This window comes from Streptomyces sp. PH10-H1 (assembly GCF_030063355.1).
Lineage (GTDB): Bacteria > Actinomycetota > Actinomycetes > Streptomycetales > Streptomycetaceae > Actinacidiphila.
Map to the genome: position 1 here is coordinate 16,596 of NZ_JASISZ010000040.1, position 21,206 is coordinate 37,801.

Annotated in this window: 15 protein-coding genes and 1 tRNA gene; 14 read left to right on the forward strand and 2 right to left on the reverse strand. The window is 72.3% G+C overall.

Annotated features, from left to right (window positions below; genetic code table 11):
• Positions 1-42: 42 nt before the first annotated feature.
• The 6 genes from QMK24_RS23295 (at position 43) to QMK24_RS23320 (ending at position 8,688) form a co-directional block, all read left to right on the forward strand.
• Positions 43-1,422, forward strand: coding sequence for an MFS transporter (locus QMK24_RS23295; protein ID WP_283468583.1), 1,380 nt, complete (start codon positions 43-45; stop codon positions 1,420-1,422).
• Between the two features lie 343 nt (positions 1,423-1,765).
• Positions 1,766-3,121, forward strand: a complete 1,356-nt coding sequence (locus QMK24_RS23300; protein WP_283468584.1) for a uroporphyrinogen-III synthase — start codon at positions 1,766-1,768, stop codon at positions 3,119-3,121.
• Between the two features lie 89 nt (positions 3,122-3,210).
• Positions 3,211-3,813 (forward strand): CGNR zinc finger domain-containing protein, encoded by a 603-nt coding sequence (locus tag QMK24_RS23305; RefSeq protein ID WP_283468585.1) that lies wholly within the window; start codon positions 3,211-3,213, stop codon positions 3,811-3,813.
• A gap of 255 nt (positions 3,814-4,068) precedes the next feature.
• A complete protein-coding gene (locus QMK24_RS23310) occupies positions 4,069-6,399 on the forward strand; it encodes a HelD family protein (protein ID WP_283468587.1) in 2,331 nt (776 codons plus the stop codon).
• Positions 6,400-6,806: 407 nt separating this feature from the next.
• Positions 6,807-8,240, forward strand: coding sequence for an NAD-dependent malic enzyme (locus QMK24_RS23315; protein WP_283468589.1), 1,434 nt, complete (start codon positions 6,807-6,809; stop codon positions 8,238-8,240).
• Positions 8,241-8,406: 166 nt separating this feature from the next.
• On the forward strand, positions 8,407-8,688 hold the full coding sequence (locus tag QMK24_RS23320) for an HU family DNA-binding protein (protein WP_007264399.1): 282 nt from the start codon (positions 8,407-8,409) through the stop codon (positions 8,686-8,688).
• Between the two features lie 96 nt (positions 8,689-8,784).
• On the opposite strand, the gene murA is transcribed toward QMK24_RS23320, so the two are convergent.
• Positions 8,785-10,125 (reverse strand): UDP-N-acetylglucosamine 1-carboxyvinyltransferase, encoded by a 1,341-nt coding sequence (gene murA, locus QMK24_RS23325; protein WP_283468590.1) that lies wholly within the window; start codon positions 10,123-10,125, stop codon positions 8,785-8,787.
• A 268-nt stretch (positions 10,126-10,393) separates the two neighbouring features.
• Between murA and QMK24_RS23330 the strand changes: the two genes are divergently transcribed.
• From QMK24_RS23330 to QMK24_RS23355, 6 genes are all read left to right on the forward strand, one after another.
• Complete coding sequence (locus QMK24_RS23330; RefSeq protein WP_283468591.1) at positions 10,394-10,972, forward strand: YqgE/AlgH family protein; 579 nt, start codon at positions 10,394-10,396, stop codon at positions 10,970-10,972.
• Positions 10,973-10,983: 11 nt separating this feature from the next.
• Positions 10,984-11,280: a DUF3039 domain-containing protein gene (locus QMK24_RS23335; protein WP_283468592.1), complete on the forward strand. Its 297-nt coding sequence runs from the start codon at positions 10,984-10,986 to the stop codon at positions 11,278-11,280.
• Between the two features lie 142 nt (positions 11,281-11,422).
• Entirely contained in the window at positions 11,423-13,051 is a 1,629-nt protein-coding gene (locus tag QMK24_RS23340) for a beta-N-acetylhexosaminidase (RefSeq protein WP_283468594.1), read from the forward strand.
• 263 nt (positions 13,052-13,314) lie between these two features.
• Positions 13,315-14,208, forward strand: a complete 894-nt coding sequence (locus QMK24_RS23345; protein ID WP_283468595.1) for an FAD binding domain-containing protein — start codon at positions 13,315-13,317, stop codon at positions 14,206-14,208.
• Positions 14,205-15,551: a (2Fe-2S)-binding protein gene (locus QMK24_RS23350; protein ID WP_283468596.1), complete on the forward strand. Its 1,347-nt coding sequence runs from the start codon at positions 14,205-14,207 to the stop codon at positions 15,549-15,551. Before QMK24_RS23345 ends, QMK24_RS23350 begins: the two co-directional genes overlap by 4 nt.
• Positions 15,552-15,642: 91 nt before the next feature.
• Positions 15,643-17,964 (forward strand): xanthine dehydrogenase family protein molybdopterin-binding subunit, encoded by a 2,322-nt coding sequence (locus QMK24_RS23355; RefSeq protein WP_283468597.1) that lies wholly within the window; start codon positions 15,643-15,645, stop codon positions 17,962-17,964.
• 69 nt (positions 17,965-18,033) lie between these two features.
• On the opposite strand, the gene QMK24_RS23360 is transcribed toward QMK24_RS23355, so the two are convergent.
• A tRNA-Cys gene (locus QMK24_RS23360) sits at positions 18,034-18,105 on the reverse strand.
• A 322-nt stretch (positions 18,106-18,427) separates the two neighbouring features.
• On the opposite strand from QMK24_RS23360, the gene QMK24_RS23365 reads away from it, so the two are divergent.
• Both QMK24_RS23365 and QMK24_RS23370 read left to right on the forward strand, forming a co-directional pair.
• A complete protein-coding gene (locus tag QMK24_RS23365; RefSeq protein WP_283468598.1) occupies positions 18,428-20,218 on the forward strand; it encodes a DEAD/DEAH box helicase in 1,791 nt (596 codons plus the stop codon).
• 298 nt (positions 20,219-20,516) lie between these two features.
• Positions 20,517-21,206, forward strand: coding sequence for an IclR family transcriptional regulator (locus QMK24_RS23370; protein WP_283468599.1), 690 nt, complete (start codon positions 20,517-20,519; stop codon positions 21,204-21,206).

Below are 21,206 nucleotides of genomic sequence, written 5' to 3' on the forward strand. Positions count from 1 at the left end.
TGTCGTGGACAACACCCGACACCGGCAGGGCCTGGAGGCGTAATGAGTGCCACCACGACGGCGACGCGCAAGGGGGGCCGCTGGATCGAGCAGTGGGACCCGGAGAACGCGGAGTTCTGGGAGAACGGCGGACGTAGAACCGCCAATCGCAATCTGCTCTTTTCCATTCTGTCCGAACACATCGGCTTCTCCATCTGGACCCTGTGGTCGGTGCTGGTGCTCTTCATGGGCCCCCAGTACGGCATCGACCCGGCCGGGAAATTCTTCCTGGTGGCGATGGCGACGGCGGTCGGATCCCTGGTCCGGGTCCCGTACACCTTCGCCGTGGCGCGTTTCGGCGGCCGCAACTGGACGGTCTTCAGCGCGCTGATGCTGCTGCTCCCCACCATCGCGGCCGTTGTGGTGATGAAGCCCGGCACCTCGTACAGCACCTTCATGCTGGTGGCGGCGCTCACCGGGGTGGGCGGCGGCAACTTCGCCTCCTCCATGACCAACATCAACTCCTTCTTCCCACTCCGGAAGAAAGGATGGGCGCTCGGTCTCAACGCGGGCGGCGGCAACATCGGGGTGCCCGTCGTGCAGCTCGTCGGGCTGCTCGTCATCGGTACGGCGGGCGCCGCGCACCCGAGGATCCTGCTCGGGGCGTACATCCCGCTCATCGTGATCGTGGCGGCGCTCGCCGCGCTGCGGATGGACAACCTGGCGCCCGTGCGGAACGACACCGGCGCCGCCAGGGAGGCGGTGCGGGACCCGCACACCTGGATCATGTCCTTCCTCTACATCGGCACCTTCGGGTCCTTCATCGGCTACAGCTTCGCCTTCGGCCTCGTGCTGCAGAACCAGTTCGCCCGCACCCCGCTGCAGGCCGCGTCGATCACCTTCATCGGGCCGCTGCTCGGCTCGCTGATCCGGCCGGTCGGCGGCCGGCTCGCGGACCGCTTCGGCGGAGCGCGCATCACGCTCTGGAACTTCCTGGGCATGGCCGCCGCGACGCTCGTCGTGATCCTCGCCTCGGTGCAGAAGTCGCTGCCGGTCTTCACCGTCGGCTTCATCGCGCTGTTCGTCCTCACCGGACTGGGCAACGGCTCGACGTACAAGATGATCCCCGGCATCTATCACGCCAAGGCGATCGCCAAGGGCCTCACCGGCGAGGCCGCCGCCGTATACGGACGCAGGCTCTCCGGGGCCTCCATGGGCCTGATCGGCGCAGTCGGCGCGCTCGGCGGCCTCGGCATCAACCTCGCCTTCCGCCAGTCCTTCCTCGCCGCGCACACGGGAACCCCGGCGTTCGTCTCCTTTCTGGCCTTCTACGCGGTGTGCTTCGCGCTGACCTGGGCCGTATACCTGCGCCGGCCCGTGGCTCCGCCCGCGCTCTCCCCGGCGGCGGAGCCGGCGCCGCAGCTCAGTTACGCGAAGGTCTGAGCGGGCCCGGCGGCGCCGGGGCCCAGCGGGTTCCGGCGCTTCCGGTCCGGCTGTCCGCGCCGCCAGGTCCGGTCGCCGGCCCGGAGCTGGGGCGTAACACCCGGAGCTGAGGCGTAACACCGGGGAAATCCGGAGGTACCCCTTCCGTCACCCCGCGTTGGCACGATGCGCCTACCCGGCGGGGCGGCATCGCCTTTGCCGGGGGGAACTGCCCGCCGATCGGCGGGCGCCCGGCCCGGCCGGCCCGTCCGGTGGGGCGCGGGGGGTTGGACGGCGGCAACCACCGCGGCGCTGCGGTGGGCGGCCACTGAGCACATGCACTACCAGCGGAGTGGGGCAAGCCATGCGAGTACGGGACGCAGAGCAGGGAACGGACGGCGCGCACCTGCCGTCGGCCGCGTCCGGTGACGGTGGCCGGGCCACGGGACCGCCCGGGGCCGGCGGAGAGGTCACCGCGGGCGGAGCGGGCGGTGGCGACCGAGCGGGCGGTGCGGACGGTGCGGGCAGTGCGCACCTGCTCGCCGCGCAGGGCCGGTCGGGGCGTGCCGGGCCCGCGGCGGGCGGCGGCCAGGTGCTGCCGCTGGCCGGGTTCACCGTCGGGGTGACCGCTGCCCGGCGGGCCGATGAGCTGGCCGCGCTGCTGGAGCGGCGCGGGGCGGCGGTGGTGCGGGCGCCCGCGCTGCGGATCGTGCCGCTGCTGGACGACGCGGAACTGCTCTCGGCGACGAAGGAGCTGCTCGACGACGGCCCGGACATCGTGGTGGCCACCACCGCGATCGGCTTCCGCGGCTGGGTCGGTGCCGCGGACGGATGGGGTCTCGGAGAGGCGCTGCTGGCCCGGCTGGCCGGCGTGGAACTGCTCGCCCGCGGCCCCAAGGTCAAGGGCGCGATCCGCGCCGCCGGGCTGACGGAGACCTGGTCGCCGGCCTCCGAATCGATGGCCGAGGTCCTCGACCGGCTGCTGGAGCACGGCGTCGAGGGTCAGCGGATCGCCGTCCAGCTGCACGGTGAGCCGCTACCGGGCTTCATCGAGGCGCTGCGGGCGGCGGGCGCCGAGGTCGTCGGCGTACCGGTGTACCGGTGGATGCCGCCGGAGGACATCGGCCCCGTCGACCGGCTCATCGACGCCGCGATCGCGCGTTCACTCGATGCGGTGAGTTTCACCAGCGCCCCGGCGGCGGCTTCGCTCCTGGAGCGGGCCGAACGGCTCGGCCGGCTCGACAAGCTGCTCGACGCGCTGCGGCACGACGTCCTGCCGGCCTGTGTGGGGCCGGTCACCGCCCTGCCGCTGGTGGCCCACGACATCCCGACGTTCCAGCCCGAACGTTTCCGGCTCGGTCCGCTCGTCCAGCTCATCGCCGCCGAACTGCCGGGACGCGTACGGTCGTTGCCGGTCGCGGGCCGCCGCGTCGAGATCCGCGGCCAGGCGGCCGTCGTCGACGGTGAGCTCCACCCCGTGCCGCCCGCCGGCATGGCGCTGCTGCGCGCGCTCGCCCGGCGGCCGGGATGGGTCGTCTCCCGCGCGGACCTGCTGCGGGTCCTGCCGGGAGCGGGCCGCGACGAGCACGCGGTCGAGACCGCGATGGCCCGGCTGCGGACGTCGCTGGGCGCGCCCAAACTGATCCAGACCGTCGTCAAACGGGGATACCGGCTGGCGCTCGACCCGCTCACGGATGACAAGTACGCGGGGGAGGAGTAGGGCCCGTCCGTTGCCCTAGCCCGCGTCGCCGTAGCGGGGCACTCTGGGGGCAGAGGGTCACGGGCGGCAGCTGGAAGGGTGACGGGCACATGACGGTTTCGGCCTCGTCCGAGCTTCGCTTCGACACCGGGCGGGTGTGTCTCAACCTTCTGGCGACGGTCACCGGGCGGCTGCCCGACGAGCCCGTCGACCGCCTCGACTCGCCGGCACGCCTCACCGAATGGCTGTACGGCAGCGGACTCGTCCCGAGCGGTACCCCGGTACCGGCCGACGCGGCGTGGCTCGGCCGGTTCCTCGCGCTGCGGGACGTACTGCGGCGGGTGGTGACGGCCCAGCTCGGAGCCACGCGGGACGGCGCCGCACCCGCCGACATCTCCCGGCTCAACGCCGCGGCCCTCGCCGCCCCGCCGGCCCCCAGCGCGCGGCCCGCGCCGGACGGCAGCCTCGTCCGCACCCTGGCCGCCGAACCCGACTGCGCCGCCCTGCTCGCGGCCGTCGCCCGCGACGCCGTCGACCTCCTCACGGATCCCGCTGCCCGGAGCCAGCTGAGGCAGTGCGAGGGGGAGAGCTGCTCCCTCATCTACCTCGACGCCTCCCGCGGCCGCCGCCGCCGCTGGTGCAGCAGCGAGATCTGCGGCAACCGGGAACGAGTGGCCCGCCACCGCCGCCGCGCGGTAGCCACGCAGCCCTGACCGCCTGCGGCAAGCGCGTCCAGGGAGCCCCGCGACGCACCACCCCGCGGGCGCGGTCCCGGTGTCGCGGCGAGGCGGATGTTCCGGGTGCGGCTCACCTCGGGGGCGGTGGTGTGGGCCGGCGTGGCAAATCGGAGCTCGGCGCAGGCGGAGTGGTGCGGAGGGGGGTGTGGGTCGCGTACGGTTGCAGGCTGCCCCGTGCGTGTAGCAGAACCCGCACGGAGCGCTCAACGCACAGGAGATAGGGGGTCTTGCGTGGCCGCGCAAACCACAGCGCCTGGGGGGGTCCGGGACGTGGAGATCGCCGTCGAACAGGCGCACCTGGACCGGGTGTACCGCCGGCTCGAGGAGAAGATCCACGAAGCCGAGTTCCTTATGGATGACGCCGCCAAGCGCGGCCAGGTCGGGACACCCGGCGCGCTCGCCGAGCGCGACGCCCAGGTGTTCCGTGCCGGGTTGCACCTCAACCGGCTGAACGCGGAGTTCGAGGACTTCCTTTTCGGGCGGATCGACCTGCTGCGGGGCAAGGACGGAAAGCGTGGCCCGGACGGCGCGTTCACGTCTCTCGAGCCGTCGGACGATGCCGTCGTCAACGATGCCGCGAAGATCGCGGAAGTGCTGCACATCGGCCGTATCGGCGTCCTGGACGCCGAGTACGCGCCGCTGGTGATCGACTGGCGGGCGCCCGCCGCCGCGCCCTTCTACCGGTCGACGCCGGTCTCCCCGGGGCGGGTGGTGCGGCGGCGCGTCATCCGGTCCAAGGGCCGCAAGGTGCTGGGAGTGGAGGACGACCTGCTCCGCCCCGAACTGGAGACCGGGCTCCCGGTCGTCGGTGACGGTGCGCTGATGGCCGCACTGGGGCAGGCCCGCAGCCACACGATGCGCGACATCGTGGCGAGCATCCAGGCCGAGCAGGACATGGTGATCAGGGCGCCCGCCGCGTCCGTCACGGAGGTGACCGGGGGCCCGGGCACCGGCAAGACGGCCGTCGCGCTGCACCGCGCCGCGTATCTCCTCTACCAGGACCGGCGCCGGTACGCGGGCGGCATCCTGGTCGTCAGCCCGACGCCGCTTCTGGTGGCGTACACCGAGGGCGTGCTGCCGTCGCTCGGCGAGGAGGGCCAAGTCGCGATCCGCGCCGTCGGCTCGCTCGTCGACGGCGCGGAGGCCGGTACGTACGACGATCCCGCGGTCGCCCGCATCAAGGGCTCGCTGCGGATGCTGAAGGTGCTGCGCAACGCGTCGCGCGGCGCGCTGGAGGCGCCGGTGGCCGGCAGGCCGCAGCAGCAGGCCGCCCTCTTCGACGACGACGCGGACGATGAGGCGGGCGATCGGCGCGCCCCCCGCACCACCCTGCGGGTCGTCGCCTTCGGGCGGCGGCTGGAGCTGGGCGAGCAGGAGCTGTCGTCGATCCGGCACAACGTGCTCGGCGGGACCGCGCCCGTCAACCTGCTGCGCCCCCGCGCCCGCCGGCTGCTGCTGGACGCGCTGTGGCGCAAGGCGGGACGCCGTTTCGACGATCAGGAGCTGGCCGCCGAGGAGCGCCAGGGCTTCGACGAGGACATCTCGACGGAGCCGGAGTTCCTGGACTTCCTGCAGGCGTACTGGCCCGTGCTCACCCCGCGCGGGGTGCTGGCGGCGCTGGCCGACGAGAAGCGGCTGGGCCGCTGGGCGCGCCGGGTGCTCACCCCGCCCGAGGTGCGCCGGGTGGCGCGTTCGCTGCGCCGCGACGGTCTGACCGTGCACGATGTGGCGCTGCTCGACGAGCTGGAGACGCTGCTGGGCCCGCCGCCGCGCCCGAAGAAGCGCGAGGCGGACCCGCTGGACATGCTGACCGGTCTGGACGAGGTCACCACCTCGGCCGACCGGATGGGCGGCGGCCGCCGCAACCGCGCCGACCGGCTCGACGAGGAGCGTGCCGAGTACGCCCACGTCATCGTCGACGAGGCGCAGGACCTGACGCCGATGCAGTGGCGGATGGTCGGCCGCCGCGGCAGGACCGCGACCTGGACGATCGTCGGTGACCCGGCGCAGAGCTCCTGGACGGATCCCGAAGAGGCCGCCCTGGCCCGCGAGGAGGCGCTCGGCAGCCGGCCGCGCCGCCGCTTCACGCTGACGGTCAACTACCGCAACCCGTCGGAGATCGCCGATCTGGCGGCGAAGGTCCTGCGGCTGGCGATGCCCGGCATGGAGTCGCCGCGCGCGGTGCGCTCCACCGGGCTGGTGCCCCGCTTCGCGGTGGCGGGCGCCGATCTGGGGGCGGCGGTGCGCGCGGAGGCCGAGCTGCTGCTCGCCGACGTGGACGGCACGGTCGGCGTGGTGGTGGCCATGGGCCGCCGCGCGCAGGCCCGCACGTGGCTGGCGGGGCTCGGCGACCGGGTGGTGGCACTGGGCAGCCTGGAGGCCAAAGGCCTGGAGTACGACGCGACGATCGTGGTCTCGCCGGCGGAGATCGCCGACGAGTCCCCGGCCGGACTGCGGGTGCTGTACGTGGCGCTGACCCGCGCCACCCAGCGGCTCACGGTGCTCTCCGGTGAACGGGACAGCCCCGACGCGGCCGGCGTCCCGGATCTGCTGCGGGACTGAGCGGGCCGGGGGCCCGCTGAGGTCAAGGGCCGGCAGGCGGAACGACGACGGGCGCCCCTCGATGGAGGGGCGCCCGTCGGACGCTGGTGACACCGACCCGCCATGCTCGCCTCGCGGCAAGTGGGCGCTCGAAGCGCCTAAGGTTGGGCCCGGGGGCTTGGATCGAGCCGGTGCCGTACCCAGGCTAACAAACCGTCCCGTGGGTTGCTTCCCGCATCTGCCGACAGCCCGGATTTTGTCCCCGGCCGCCGACCGGGCTTGAATATCAGGCCCATTTCTCGCATTGTGGAAGAAGCTTTCCGTTCCTGTTGCTGTTGTCGTGGGCGCGGTTACGCGTACCGGTCAGTAGGTGCAACGATCGAGCGGCACAGCACAGAAGAAGCAGGCAGCGGAAGAAGGTCGTCAGGATGGCAACGGCGCCAAGCGTCTCGTACTCGATCACGGTACGGCTGGAGGTTCCCGCGAGCGGGACAGCGGTCAGCCAGCTCACCACCGCAGTGGAGTCCGAGGGAGGCTCGGTCACCGGTCTGGACGTCACCGCCTCCGGCCACGAGAAGCTGCGGATCGACGTGACGATCGCCGCATCCTCGACCGAACACGCCAGTGAGATCGTCGAGAAGCTGCGCGGCATCGAGGGCGTCGTCCTCGGCAAGGTCTCCGACCGTACGTTCCTGATGCACCTCGGCGGCAAGATCGAGATGGCGTCCAAGCACCCCATCCGCAACCGTGACGACCTGTCGATGATCTACACCCCGGGCGTCGCCCGGGTGTGCATGGCCATCGCGGAGAACCCCGACGACGCCCGCCGGCTGACCATCAAGCGCAACAGCGTCGCCGTGGTCACCGACGGCTCCGCGGTGCTCGGCCTCGGCAACATCGGCCCGATGGCCGCTCTGCCGGTCATGGAGGGCAAGGCGGCGCTCTTCAAGCGCTTCGCGGGCATCGACGCGTGGCCGATCTGCCTCGACACCCAGGACGCCGACGAGATCGTCATGATCGTGAAGGCCATCGCCCCCGGCTTCGCGGGCATCAATCTCGAGGACATCTCCGCGCCGCGCTGCTTCGAGATCGAGGCCCGGCTGCGGGAGGCCCTGGACATCCCGGTCTTCCACGACGACCAGCACGGCACCGCGATCGTGGTGCTCGCCTCGCTCACCAACGCGCTGCGCGTGGTCGGCAAGAACATCGGCGACGTACGGGTCGTCATGTCGGGTGCGGGCGCGGCCGGTACGGCCATTCTCAAGCTGCTGCTCGCCGCCGGTGTGAAGCACGCCGTCTCCGCCGACATCCACGGCGTGGTGCGCTCGGGCCGTCCCGACCTGGTGAACGCAGACCCTGAGTCGCCGCTGCGCTGGATCGCGGACAACACCAACCCCGAGGGCATCACGGGCACGCTCAAAGAGGCCGTACGCGGTGCGGACGTCTTCATCGGCGTCTCCGCCCCCAACGTCCTGACCGGCGACGATGTCGCGGCGATGGCGAAGGACGCGATCGTCTTCGCGCTCGCCAACCCCGACCCCGAGGTGGACCCGGCCGTCGCCCGGCAGACCGCCGCGGTGGTCGCCACCGGCCGCAGCGACTTCCCCAACCAGATCAATAACGTATTGGTCTTTCCCGGTGTCTTCCGTGGCCTGCTGGACGCGCACAGCCATACGGTGAACACCGAGATGATGCTGGCCGCGGCCCACGCGCTCGCCGATGTCGTCGGCGAGGACGAGCTGAACGCGAACTACATCATTCCCAGCGTATTCAACGACAAGGTGGCCGGTGCCGTCGCCGGAGCCGTTCGTAACGCGGCGAAGGCGATGGGCGCGGCAACCGACTCGACGGCCACAGTGTGACGACACTGGGTCATCACCGCGCATCCGAGCCGCTTTTTATGCGACTCGCACGGGTGCCGGATTGGCTTTCCCCCCATATATGGGGGCAGGATGCACACTCGGGCAGTGAGGCAGCATCAGCTTCAAGCTCGCGCCCCCCTGGCAGAAAGAACACGGGAGTAAAGATATGAACCGCAGTGAGCTGGTGGCCGCTCTGTCCGAGCGCGCCGAGGTGACCCGTAAGGACGCCGACGCCGTTCTGGCCGCTCTCGCCGAGACCGTCGGCGAGATCGTCGCCAAGGGCGACGAGAAGGTCACCATCCCCGGCTTCCTGACCTTCGAGCGCACCCACCGTGCCGCTCGCACCGCGCGCAACCCGCAGACCGGCGACCCGATCCAGATCCCGGCCGGCTACAGCGTGAAGGTCTCCGCGGGCTCCAAGCTCAAGGAAGCCGCCAAGGGCAAGTAAGTCCAGACTGGCAAGGCAAAGGGCGGCCATCCCCCTCGGGGGATGGCCGCCCTTGCTGTGCCCGGTGTCCGGCGCTCCAGCGTCCGCTGTGAGGTACTAGACGCTCACGGGGTTCGGCAGCTCGACGTTGGCCCCCAGCTCCGCGAGCTTCGCCATGAAGTTCTCGTAGCCGCGGTTGATGAGGTCGATGCCGTGCACCCGGGAGGTGCCCTGGGCCGCCAGAGCGGCGATCAGGTACGAGAAGCCGCCCCGGAGGTCCGGGATGACGAGATCGGCGCCCTGGAGCTTGGTGGGGCCCGAGACGACCGCGGAGTGCAGGAAGTTGCGCTGCCCGAACCGGCAGGCGGAGCCGCCCAGGCACTCGCGGTAGAGCTGAATGTGCGCACCCATCTGGTTGAGCGCGGAGGTGAAGCCCAGCCGGGACTCGTAGACCGTCTCGTGCACGATCGACAGCCCTGACGCCTGCGTCAGCGCCACGACGAGCGGCTGCTGCCAGTCGGTCTGGAAACCGGGGTGGACGTCGGTCTCCAGGGCGATGGCGTTGAGCGGGCCGCCCGGGTGCCAGAAGCGGATGCCCTCGTCGTCGATCTCGAAGGCGCCGCCGACCCGGCGGAACGTGTTCAGGAAGGTCATCATCGACCGCTGGTGGGCGCCGCGGACGTAGATGTTGCCCTCGGTGGCCAGCGCCGCGCTCGCCCAGGAAGCCGCCTCCAGGCGGTCCGGGAGCGCGCGGTGGTTGTAGCCGCCGAGCTTGTCGACCCCGGTGATCCGGATCGTCCGGTCGGTGTCCATCGAGATGATCGCGCCCATTTTCTGCAGGACGCAGATCAGGTCCTCGATCTCCGGCTCGACCGCCGCGTTCGACAGCTCGGTGACGCCCTCGGCCAGTACGGCCGTCAGCAGCACCTGCTCGGTCGAGCCGACCGACGGGTACGGCAGCCGGATCTTGCAGCCGCGCAGCCGCTGCGGGGCCTCCAGGTACTGGCCGCCGGGCCGCTTCTCGATGGTCGCGCCGAACTGCCGGAGCACGTCGAAGTGGAAGTCGATCGGCCGGCCGCCGATGTCGCAGCCGCCCAGGCCCGGGATGAACGCGTGCCCGAGACGGTGCAGCAGTGGTCCGCAGAAGAGGATCGGGATCCGGGAGGATCCGGCGTGCGCGTCGATGTCGGCGACGTTGGCGCTCTCGACGTGCGAGGGGTCGAGCACCAGCTCGCCCGGTTCCTCGCCGGCCTGGACCGTCACGCCGTGCAGCTGGAGCAGCCCGCGCACCACGCGGACGTCGCGGATGTCGGGCACGTTGCGTAGTCGGCTCGGCTCGCTGCCGAGGAGGGCGGCCACCATGGCCTTGGGCACGAGGTTCTTCGCGCCACGGACACGGATCTCGCCGTGGAGCGGGGTTCCGCCATGGACAAGCAGTACGTCGGAAGCGTCGGTCATGAATCTCGCGTTCCTGGAGACAGTCATAAAAATGGGCGGGGTTCCCGCAGGCACCAAGAAGAAATGGTAATGCGCCTACAGGCACCTCCTGTAAGCGCAGGAGGTGCCAGACGTGTCATGACTTCGCTACAGCCGCGCCCGCACGACGCGCCACAGCCCGCCGCGGGCCGCCGGTGCCCGCCCTGCGACTACCCCGCACGCTGCGCAATCACGCCGGAGCGAGCCGTTGGCACCCCGCGGCGGCCCGGGATGCGGGATCATGTTGACCATGACGGAGGTCACTTCGCTCACCGGCAGGCTTCTCGTGGCGACGCCCGCTCTGGCGGACCCGAACTTCGACCGGGCAGTGGTACTCCTCCTCGACCACGACGAGGAGGGGTCGCTCGGCGTTGTGCTGAACCGCCCGACCCCGGTCGGCGTCGGGGATGTGCTCCAGCCGTGGGCGACGCTCGCCGGCTCGCCACCGGTGGTGTTCCAGGGCGGCCCCGTATCGCTGGACTCGGCGCTGGGACTGGCCGTCGTTCCGGGGGAGTCGTGGGACGACGGCGGTGACGAGCCGCTCGGCTGGCGGCGGGTGCACGGCGCGATCGGCCTCGTCGACCTGGAGGCGCCGCCGGAACTGCTCGCCGCGGAACTGGGATCACTGCGGATCTTCGCGGGTTACTCCGGATGGGGGCCGGGCCAACTGGAGGCCGAACTGGTCGACGGTGCCTGGTACGTCGTGGAGTCGGAACCGGGTGATGTCTCCTCGCCGGACCCGGAGCGGCTGTGGCGCTCCGTGCTGAGACGGCAACGCAATGAATTGGCGATGGTGGCCACGTACCCGGACGACCCGTCGCTCAATTAGGCTTGACGGCTATGAGCACTCTTGAGCCCGAACGCGGGGCCGGCACTGGCACCCTCGTCGAGCCGACCCCGCAGGTGTCGCACGGCGATGGCGACCACGAGCGCTTCGCACACTATGTACAGAAGGACAAGATCATGGAGAGCGCGCTCTCCGGATCTCCGGTGGTCGCGCTGTGCGGCAAGGTGTGGGTGCCGGGCCGTGACCCGAAGAAGTACCCGGTCTGCCCGATGTGCAAAGAGATCTTCGAGACGATGCCGCTCGGCGGCGGCGACAAGGACAAGAGCGGCAAGGGCGGCGAGAAGAGCTGACCGCTCCGGAGAGCTGACCGCTGCGGAGAGCTGACGCCCGCCGCCGGTGTGCCCGCGATCGCGGGTTGCCCGGCGGCGGGCGTTTGCTTGATTCCCCGATTGGTCTATGCCAATCCGCCTCCGGCGGGGCAGGATGTCGGGCATGGATCTGATCCCCGCCCCGCGCCAGGTGACCGACTACTCGGAAGACAGCTTCTTCGTCCTCGGGCCGGAGACGGTGCTGGCCGCCGGCCCCGGAACGGAGTGGGCGGAGAGATGGCTGCGCTCCGAGCTCGGAGCGGCCACCGGCCACCGGCTGGCGCCGGGTGACGGGTCGGAGACCGACGCCATCAGGATCACGGTCCACGAGACGGTCACCGGGGAACTCGGGGCCGAGGGCTACCGGATCGTGGTCTCGCCGACCGGCGTCCACCTCTACGGCGGCGGCCCGGCCGGGGTCTTCTGGGGCGCGCAGACCCTGCGACAGCTGCTGGGCCCGGACGCCTTCCGGCGCGCGCCGATCGGTGGGCGCGAATGGCGGATCCCGTTCTGCCACGTGCGGGACTCCCCGCGGTTCGCCTGGCGCGGCTTCATGCTCGATGTGGCCCGGCACTTCATGCCCAGGGACGGCGTGCTGCGCTATCTCGACCTGATGGCCGCGCACAAGCTCAACGTGCTGCATCTGCACCTCACCGACGACCAGGGCTGGCGGGTGGAGATCAAGCGCTATCCGCGGCTCACCGAAGTCGGGGCCTGGCGCGAGCGGACCAAGGTGGGGCTGCGGGAGTCCCCGCTGTGGGACGAGCGGCCGCACGGCGGCTACTACACGCAGGACGACATCCGCGAGATCGTCGCCTACGCGGCGCAGCGGCACATCACCGTCGTGCCCGAGATCGACATCCCCGGGCACTCGCAGGCGGCCATCGCCGCCTATCCCGAGCTGGGCAACACCGACGTCGTCGACACCACCGCCCTTCCCGTGCTCACCGGTTGGGGCGTCAACCCCAACGTACTGGCCCCCTCCGACACCACCCTGCGCTTCTACGAGGGCGTCTTCACCGAATTGCTCGACCTCTTCCCCTCGGAGTTCTTCCACATCGGCGGCGACGAGTGCCCCAAGGAGCAGTGGCGCGCCTCCGCCGCCGCCCAGGCCCGGATCAAGGAGCTGGGGCTGGCCGACGAGGACGAGCTGCAGAGCTGGATCATCCGCCACTTCGACGGCTGGCTCGCCGAGCGCGGCCGGCGGCTGATCGGCTGGGACGAGATCCTGGAGGGCGGCCTGGCGCCGGGGGCGGCCGTTTCGTCGTGGCGGGGCTACGAGGGGGGGATCTCGGCCGCGCGGGCCGGACACGATGTCGTGATGTGCCCGGAGTCCCACGTCTACCTGGACTGGCGGCAGTCGGACCGGGCCGACGAGCCGGTGCCGATCGCGCGGGTGCGCACGCTGGAGGACGTCTACCGGTTCGAGCCGGTGCCGCGGGAGCTCACCGAGGAGCAGGCCGCGCATGTCATCGGGACCCAGGCCAACGCGTGGACCGAGGTGATGGACTCGGTGCGGGTCGTGGACTACATGGTGTTCCCGCGGCTGGCGGCGTTCGCCGAGGTGGCCTGGTCACGGCTGCCCGCGCCCGACGAGCGCGACTGGGCGGACTTCGAGAGCCGAATGGAAGCCCACTACGCGCGACTTGACGCGCTCGGTGTGGAGTACCGTCCGCCCGGCGGCCCGCTGCCGTGGCAGCGGCGCCCGGGTGTACTCGGACGCCCGATCGACGGGCCGACCCCGATCGTGTGAGCAATCACGCAACGTCCACACCTCGCAAGGGCGGGACTGGCACGGTGGATTGACGTATCTTCGCAACACTCCCGAAGGGCGCCAATCCCGGCACAGGGGTGATACCCGGCAGAACGGGGCAACCACCTCAGTGAAGGGCAGGCCCGCACTTCGCGGACCCTCGCGTTGACCGTCGCGGAACATGTGCCAGAGTTGCCACGTCCGGGCTGTCAGCACGTACGGTACGGCTACCGCACGGCGGAGAGCCGGGAAGGGGCAGCTGCGTGAGCACGTATGCACAGCAGACGGCACGCAACGTCACGTTGCCGTCCTCGCTCGACGAGGCCGTGGCGGCACTGGCCGCCGCGCCCAGCGCCGTGCCCGTGGCCGGCGGCACCGACCTGATGGCGGCCGTCAACTCCGGGCTGCTGCGCCCGGCCGGACTCGTCGGCCTCGGCCGGATCAGCGAGATCCGCGGCTGGCAGTACGCCGACGGCCACGCGCTGCTCGGCGCCGGCCTCACCCACGCCCGGATGGGCCGCCCGGACTTCGCCGCGCTGATCCCGGCGCTCGCCGCCGCCGCCCGCGCGGCGGGGCCACCGCAGATCCGCAACGCGGGCACCCTCGGTGGCAACATCGCCACCGCCGCGCCGACCGGCGACGCACTCCCGGTGCTGGCCGCGCTGGAGGCGAGCGTCATCCTGGCCGGCCCCGACGGCACCCGGGAACTGCCGGTCAGTCATCTGCTGACCGGGATGGACCCGCTGCGCCCCGGCGAGCTGCTCGCCTTCGTCCGGGTGCCGCTGCTGCACGCGCCGCAGACCTTCCTCAAGGCCACCGGCCGCACCGGCCCCGGCCGGGCGCTGGCCTCGGTCGTCGTCGTCCTCGACCCCGCCCGGCGCGGGGTGCGCTGCGCGGTGGGGGCGGTGGCGCCCGTACCTCTGCGGCCGCTGGAGGCCGAGCGGTGGGTCGCGGGACTGATCGACTGGGACGGCGGACGGTCGCTGGCCCCCGAGGCGTGCACGGCCTTCGGCGAGTACGTCGCCGGCGCGTGCATCCCCGATCCCGGGCCGGGACCGGACGGGGCCGAGGCCGTCGAGTTGCCGCCCGCCGCCGTTCAACTGCGCCGCACCGTGGCGGCGCTGGCCCGCCGAGCGCTCGGGAGGGCTTTGGCATGACCGACCAGCCACAGCCGCAGCCGGGCACGCCGGGGACCTGGCAGCCCGTGCCGGGCGGCGGGGACTACGACCCCGACCAGACCATGCACGTCTCCTTCGCCGCGCAGCTGCCGCCGCTGGCCGGCGCGGCCGACGCGGCGACCCAGTGGTCGATCCCGCTCGTCGCGGCGGATCCGGTGGACGAGTCCGGCGAGTACCCCGTGGGCTCGGTCGCCGACGGCTTCACCGCTCCGTGGACCGGTCCGCACCCCGACGAGACCCACTCCCGTCCCGATGTGCCGTCCCCGCGGCCGTTCAGCGCCGGGCAGTTCGGCCAGGGCGCCGCGGCGTTCGCGGCGATGCCGCCCGCCGCCGTCGGTGAGCACCCCGCCGGTGACCGGCCCAGCCCGTACGAGGCGGTCCCGCCCGGCACCCCGGGCGTCCACGCGGCCGACGAGCACGCCTCCCGGCCGCCGGGCGCGCAGGACCCGGCGGCCCGGCATCCCTACTTCGCCGAGCACCCGCCGTCCACCGGCGCGGGCGCACCCCGCCCGGAACCGTCCTCCGGTGAGACCGGCCAGTGGAGCCTGCCGTTCGTCGCCGAGGACGCCGCGGACGAGTCCGGCGAGTACTCCGTGGGCACGATCGCCGGTGCCGAATCCGCCGTGGTGACCGAGGACGAGCCCGAGACGGACGCGGAGACGTCCGGCGCCGGGCACACGGACCCGGCGGAGGACACGGAGGATGCAGAGGAGCCGGAACTCGAAGAGGCGCACAGCGAGCATCCGCTGGCCTCCTACGTGCTGCGCGTCAACGGCGCCGACCGGCCCGTGACCGACGCCTGGCTCGGCGAGTCGCTGCTCTACGTCCTGCGGGAGCGCCTCGGTCTCGCCGGCGCCAAGGACGGCTGCGAGCAGGGCGAGTGCGGGGCCTGCTCCGTACAGGTCGACGGCCGGCTCGTCGCCTCGTGCCTGGTGCCGGCCGCGACCGCCGCCGGCAGCGAGGTCCGCACCGTGGAGGGGCTGTCCGACGACGGGCAGCCGTCCGACGTGCAGCGCGCGCTCGCCGAGTGCGGCGCCGTGCAGTGCGGTTTCTGCGTGCCCGGCCTCGCGATGACCGTCCACGACCTGCTGGAGGGCAACCACAAGCCCACCGAGCTGGAGACCCGCCAGGCCATCTGCGGCAACCTCTGCCGGTGCACCGGCTACCGGGGCGTCCTCGACGCCGTCCAGGACGTCGTGGCCGCCCGCGAGGCAGCGGCGGCGGAGCCGGCCGAGCCCGGCGCCGACGGGCCGCGCGTTCCGCACCAGGGCATCCCGCGCCAGAGCGGCCCCCACGGCGGCCAGCCGGGAGGCACCGCGTGAACCGCCGTACGATCCCGGGCCGCCGGCCGGGACCGCGGCACGCGCGCCCGGCCGGCACGGGCGCACCCACCGGCAGTGAGAGGGCAGCGGCATGACTGGATCCGACGCGGTCACGGCGGCGCCCGCCCCGGCCGCCCAGGCGCCCGCGGCCGAAGAACCGGCGCTCCACGGACTGGGCGTGTCCGTACGGCCCGTGGACACCCTCGCGAAGGCGCAGGGCACCTTCCCGTACGCGGCCGACCTGTGGGCCGAGGGCTTGCTGTGGGCCTCGGTGCTGCGCTCGCCGTACCCCCACGCCCGCATCGTCAGGATCGACACGTCGGAGGCCACCGCGATGCCCGGCGTACGGGCCGTGGTCACCCACGAGGACGTGCCGGGCGACGCGATGCACGGCCGCCGCGTCGCGGACCGGCCGGTCTTCGCCAAGGACATCGTCCGGCACCACGGCGAGCCGATCGCCGCCGTCGCCGCCGACCACCCCGACACCGCGCGGCTGGCCGCCGCGGCGATCCTCGTCGAGTACGAGGTGCTGGAGCCGGTCACCGACCCGGAGAAGGCGTTCGCCGCCGAGCCGCTGCACCCCGACGGCAACCTCATCCGCCACATCCCGCTGCGCTTCGGTGACGCCGACGTCACCGGCGAGGTCATCGTGGAGGGCCTGTACCGGATCGGCCGTCAGGACCCGGCGCCCATCGGCGCAGAGGCCGGGCTCGCCGTGCCGCGCCCGGACGGCGGCGTCGAGTTGTACGTGGCCTCCACCGACCCGCACACCGACCGCGATCTGGCCGCCGCCTGCTTCGGCCTGGAGACCGACCGGGTCAAGGTCGTCGTCACCGGAGTGCCCGGCGCGATGGGCGACCGCGAGGACTCCGGCATCCAGCTGCCGCTCGGGCTGCTGGCGCTGAAGACCGGCTGCCCGGTGAAGTTCGTGGCCACCCGCGAGGAGTCCTTCCTCGGCCACTCCCACCGCCACCCCACGCTGCTGCGCTACCGCCACCACGCCGACGCCGAGGGCCGGCTGGTCAAGGTCGAGGCGCAGGTGCTGCTCGACGCGGGCGCGTACGCCGATCACTCCTCGGAGGCGCTGGCCGCCGCCGTGGCGTTCGCCGCGGGCCCGTACGTGGTGCCCCACGTCTTCGTCGAGGGCTGGGCGGTGCGCACCAACAACCCGCCGTCGGGGCATGTGCGCGGCGAGGGCGCGCTCCAGGTCTGCGCCGGGTACGAGGGCCAGATGGACAAGCTCGCGGCGAAGCTGGGCCTGGACCCGGCCGAGCTGCGGATGCGCAATGTCATGGCCACCGGCGATCTGCTGCCCACCGGCCAGACCGTCACCTGCCCCGCACCCGTCGGCGAGCTGCTCAAGGCGGTACGCGACGCGGACCTGCCGCCGCTGCCCGTCGACGAGGAGGAGTCGCAGTGGCTGCTGCCCGGCGGCCCCGAGGGCGCGGGCGAACCGGGCGCGGTGCGGCGCGGGGTCGGCTACGCGCTGGGCATGGTGCACATGCTCGGCGCGGAGGGCACCGACGAGGTCTCCACCGCCACCGTGCGGATCCACGACGGCCGGGCCACCGTCATCTGCGCCGCCGTCGAGACCGGCCAGGGCTTCACGACACTCGCCCGGCAGATCGTCCAGGAGGTGCTCGGCGTCGAGGACGTCGGCGTCCTGGCCGCCGACACCGACCAGCCGCCGTCCGGGGCCGCCGCGCGCGGCCGGCACACCTGGGTGTCGGGCGGCGCGGTCGAGCGGGCCGCCAAGATGGTGCGCACCCAGCTGCTGCAGCCGCTCGCCGCAAAGTTCGGAATGTCCGTCGAGCTGCTGACCATCGCCGACGGCAAGATCACCTCGTACGACGGGGTGCTCAGCACGACCGTCGGAGAGGCGCTGGAGGGCAAGGAGCTGTGGGCCACCGCGCAGTGCCGCCCGCACCCCACCGACCGGCTGGACGACACCGGCCAGGGTGACGCGTTCGTCGGCCTCGCCTTCTGCGCGGTCCGCGCCGTCGTCGACGTCGACATCGAACTCGGCTCGGTGCGCGTCGTGGAGATGGCCGTCGCCCAGGACGTCGGCCGGGTGCTGAACCCGCGCCAGGTCGCCGCCCGTATCGAGGCGGGCGTCATCCAGGGCGTCGGTCTGGCCCTCATGGAGGACCTTCGCGCGCCGCGCGGCGTCATCAAGCGGCCCAACCTCACGGGCTACTCCCTGCCGACCGCGCTCGACGCCCCGGACGTGCGGATCGTCAAGCTCGTCGAGGAGCGCGACGTGCTGGCCCCCTTCGGCGCCAAGGCGGTCAGCGCCGTCCCCGTGGTCGTCTCGCCGGCCGCCGTCGCCGCCGCCGTGCGCGCGGCCACCGGCCGGCCGGTCAGCCGTCTCCCGATCCGCCCGCAGGCGGCGGTCGTCAAACCGCAGGCCTGAGCGCGAGGGCGCGGACATGACGAAGGGCCCGGCAGCGATGCGCTGCCGGGCCCCTCGTCCTCCATACGGAGGCCGTAGCGGGAATCGAACCCACGTGCCTCGCTTTGCAGGCGAGTCCCTAAACCACTCGGGCATACGGCCGTGTTGATGACGTGGTTCGACCATAGGGCGCGGACCCCGGGGGCGGTCAATGGGCCGGGCGCCGCCGCAACGCGACTGCCATACGCCGTTCATGAACGGCCCGGCGGGCGGCCGGGAGCCTCATCGCGGGCGGCTGCGACCGCGAACGGCGTGAGCGGACGCCGCTCCGACTGTGACCTGGGTCGCACACTCGGCCCAGCCGACCGCGTTCTGCCGGGGAGGCCGCGGGGTCGCCGGTAAGCTGTGACGGTTTTCCTACGTAAGCCGCTCACGGGACGGCGCCGACCCGCCGTTCCGTCCCGCCGACCCTCATCCGGAGACCGTGACTACTACCGCCGCCAGTGCCTCCCACCACCTTTCTCCGGCCTTCCCCGGCCGTGCCCCGTGGGGCACGGCCGGAAAGCTGCGCGCCTGGCAGCAGGGGGCGCTGGACGAGTACATGCGGTTGCAGCCGCGCGACTTCCTGGCCGTGGCGACGCCCGGCGCCGGGAAGACCACCTTCGCGCTGACGCTGGCCTCGTATCTGCTGCACAACCATCTGGTGCAGCAGATCACGGTGGTCGCGCCGACCGAGCATCTGAAGAAGCAGTGGGCGGAGGCGGCGGCGAAGATAGGGATCAGGCTCGATCCGGACTACAGCGCGGGGCCGGTCAGCAAGGAGTACCACGGGGTCGCGGTGACGTACGCGGGCGTCGGGGTGCGGCCGATGCTGCACCGCAACCGGTGCGAGCAGCGCAAGACCCTGGTGATCCTGGACGAGATCCACCACGCCGGTGACTCCAAGTCCTGGGGCGAGGCGTGCGCGGAGGCGTTCGACCCGGCGACCCGGCGGCTCGCGCTGACCGGTACGCCGTTCCGCTCGGACACCAACCCGATCCCGTTCGTGGCCTACGAGGAGGGCAACGACGGGATCCGCCGCAGCTCGGCCGACTACACCTACGGCTACGGGAACGCGCTCGCCGACGGCGTCGTGCGCCCGGTGATATTCCTCTCCTACAGCGGCAACATGCGCTGGCGCACCAAAGCGGGCGACGAGATCGCCGCGCGGCTCGGCGAGCCGATGACGAGGGACGCGATCGGACAGGCGTGGCGCACGGCGCTGGCGCCGACCGGTGAGTGGATCCCCGCCGTACTGAAGGCCGCCGACCAGCGGCTGACCGAGGTGCGCAAGGGCATCCCGGACGCGGGCGGGCTGGTGATCGCGACCGACCAGGAGTCAGCGCGCGAGTACGCGAAGATCCTGAAAAGCATCAGCGGCCACAAGGTGACCGTCGTGCTGTCCGACGAGAAGGCGGCCTCCAAGCGCATCGACGCCTTCACCCACTCCGACGACCGCTGGATGGTCGCGGTCCGCATGGTGTCCGAGGGCGTGGACGTACCGCGGCTGGCGGTGGGCGTGTACGCGACGACGATCTCCACGCCGCTGTTCTTCGCGCAGGCGGTGGGCCGTTTCGTCCGCTCCCGCAGGCGCGGCGAGACCGCGTCCGTCTTCGTGCCGACGATCCCGATGCTGCTCGACTTCGCCAACGAGATGGAGGTCGAGCGGGACCACGTCCTGGACAAGCCCAAGAAGGCGGGCGAGGACGAGAACCCCTTCGACGAGGAGGACAAGCTCCTGGCCGACGCCGAGAAGGCGGAGGACGAGGAGACCGAGGAGCAGCTGCCCTTCGAGGCCCTGGAGTCCGACGCGGTCTTCGACCGGGTGCTGTACGACGGCGCCGAGTTCGGTATGCAGGCGCACCCGGGCAGCGAGGAGGAGCAGGACTACCTCGGCATCCCGGGACTGCTGGAGCCGGACCAGGTGCAGATGCTGCTGCAGAAGCGGCAGACCCGGCAGATCGCGCACAGCCGGCAGAAGCCGGCCGACCAGGCCGACCTCATCGAGCTGCCGGCCGAGCGGCGCCCCATCGTCACCCACAAGCAGCTGCTGGAGCTGCGCAAGTCGCTGAACACGCTGGTGTCGGCGTACACCCACCAGAGCGGGAAGCCGCACGGCGTCATCCACAACGAGCTGCGCAGGACCTGCGGAGGCCCGCCGAGCGCCGAGGCGACGGCGGGCCAGCTGAACGAGCGGATCAAGAAGGTCCGGGAGTGGGCCACGAAGATGCGCTGACCGCAGCCGATGGGAGCGCCCGGCGCCACTCGGAACCGGGGCGGCGGTGCCCTTCGTCATGAGCCGGGGAGCGTAAAGAGCGGGTCAGGAGTTTTCCTCGGTGTGACCGGATTGTGGACGACCCCTTCCGCTGAGCGGTACTCGCTCGCTACCGTGCCCGTCACGCACGCGCCGTGGCAGAGCAGCCGCGGAGCGCAGCCGGTTCCACCGCGACCGGCGGCCTCTCCGCGCACTGCCGCGGGACCGGCAGTGCGCCCTGCCGTGAGATGAGCCGCCACTCATACGAGGAGGGGGCGTCGTGACCGCGGAGACATCTCAGACGCTCGACAGAGGACTGCGAGTCCTCAAACTGCTGGCCGATACCGACCACGGGCTCACCGTTACCGAGCTCGCCACCAAACTGGGGGTCAACCGCACCGTCGTCTACCGTCTGCTGGCCACACTGGAGCAGCACGCTCTGGTACGGCGTGACCTCGGCGGGCGGGCCCGCGTCGGGCTCGGCGTGCTCGGGCTCGCCCACCAGGTGCACCCGCTGCTGCGGGAGGCGGCCCTGCCGGCCCTGCGGTCGCTCGCCGAGGACATCGGTGCCACCGCGCACCTGACCCTCGTCGACGGCACCGAGGCGCTGGCCGTGGCCGTGGTCGAACCGACCTGGACCGATTACCACGTCGCCTACCGCACCGGCTTCCGGCACCCGCTGGACCGGGGCGCGGCGGGCCGGGCCATCCTGGCCGGGCGCGGCGTCCTGCCCCGCACACCCGGGCAGGAGCACGCCGAGGGCGCGGAGGAGCGGCACACCGAGCCGGTCCGCTACGTCCTCACCCACGGAGAACTGGAGGCGGGCGCCAGCGGCGCCGCCGCCCCGCTGATCGGGGTGACCGGGATCGAGGGCAGCGTGGGCGTGGTGATGCTCGCCGAGGCGGTGCCCGAACGGGTCGGGCCCCGGGTGGTGGAGGCGGCCACGGAGGTCGCCGACGCCCTGCGCTAG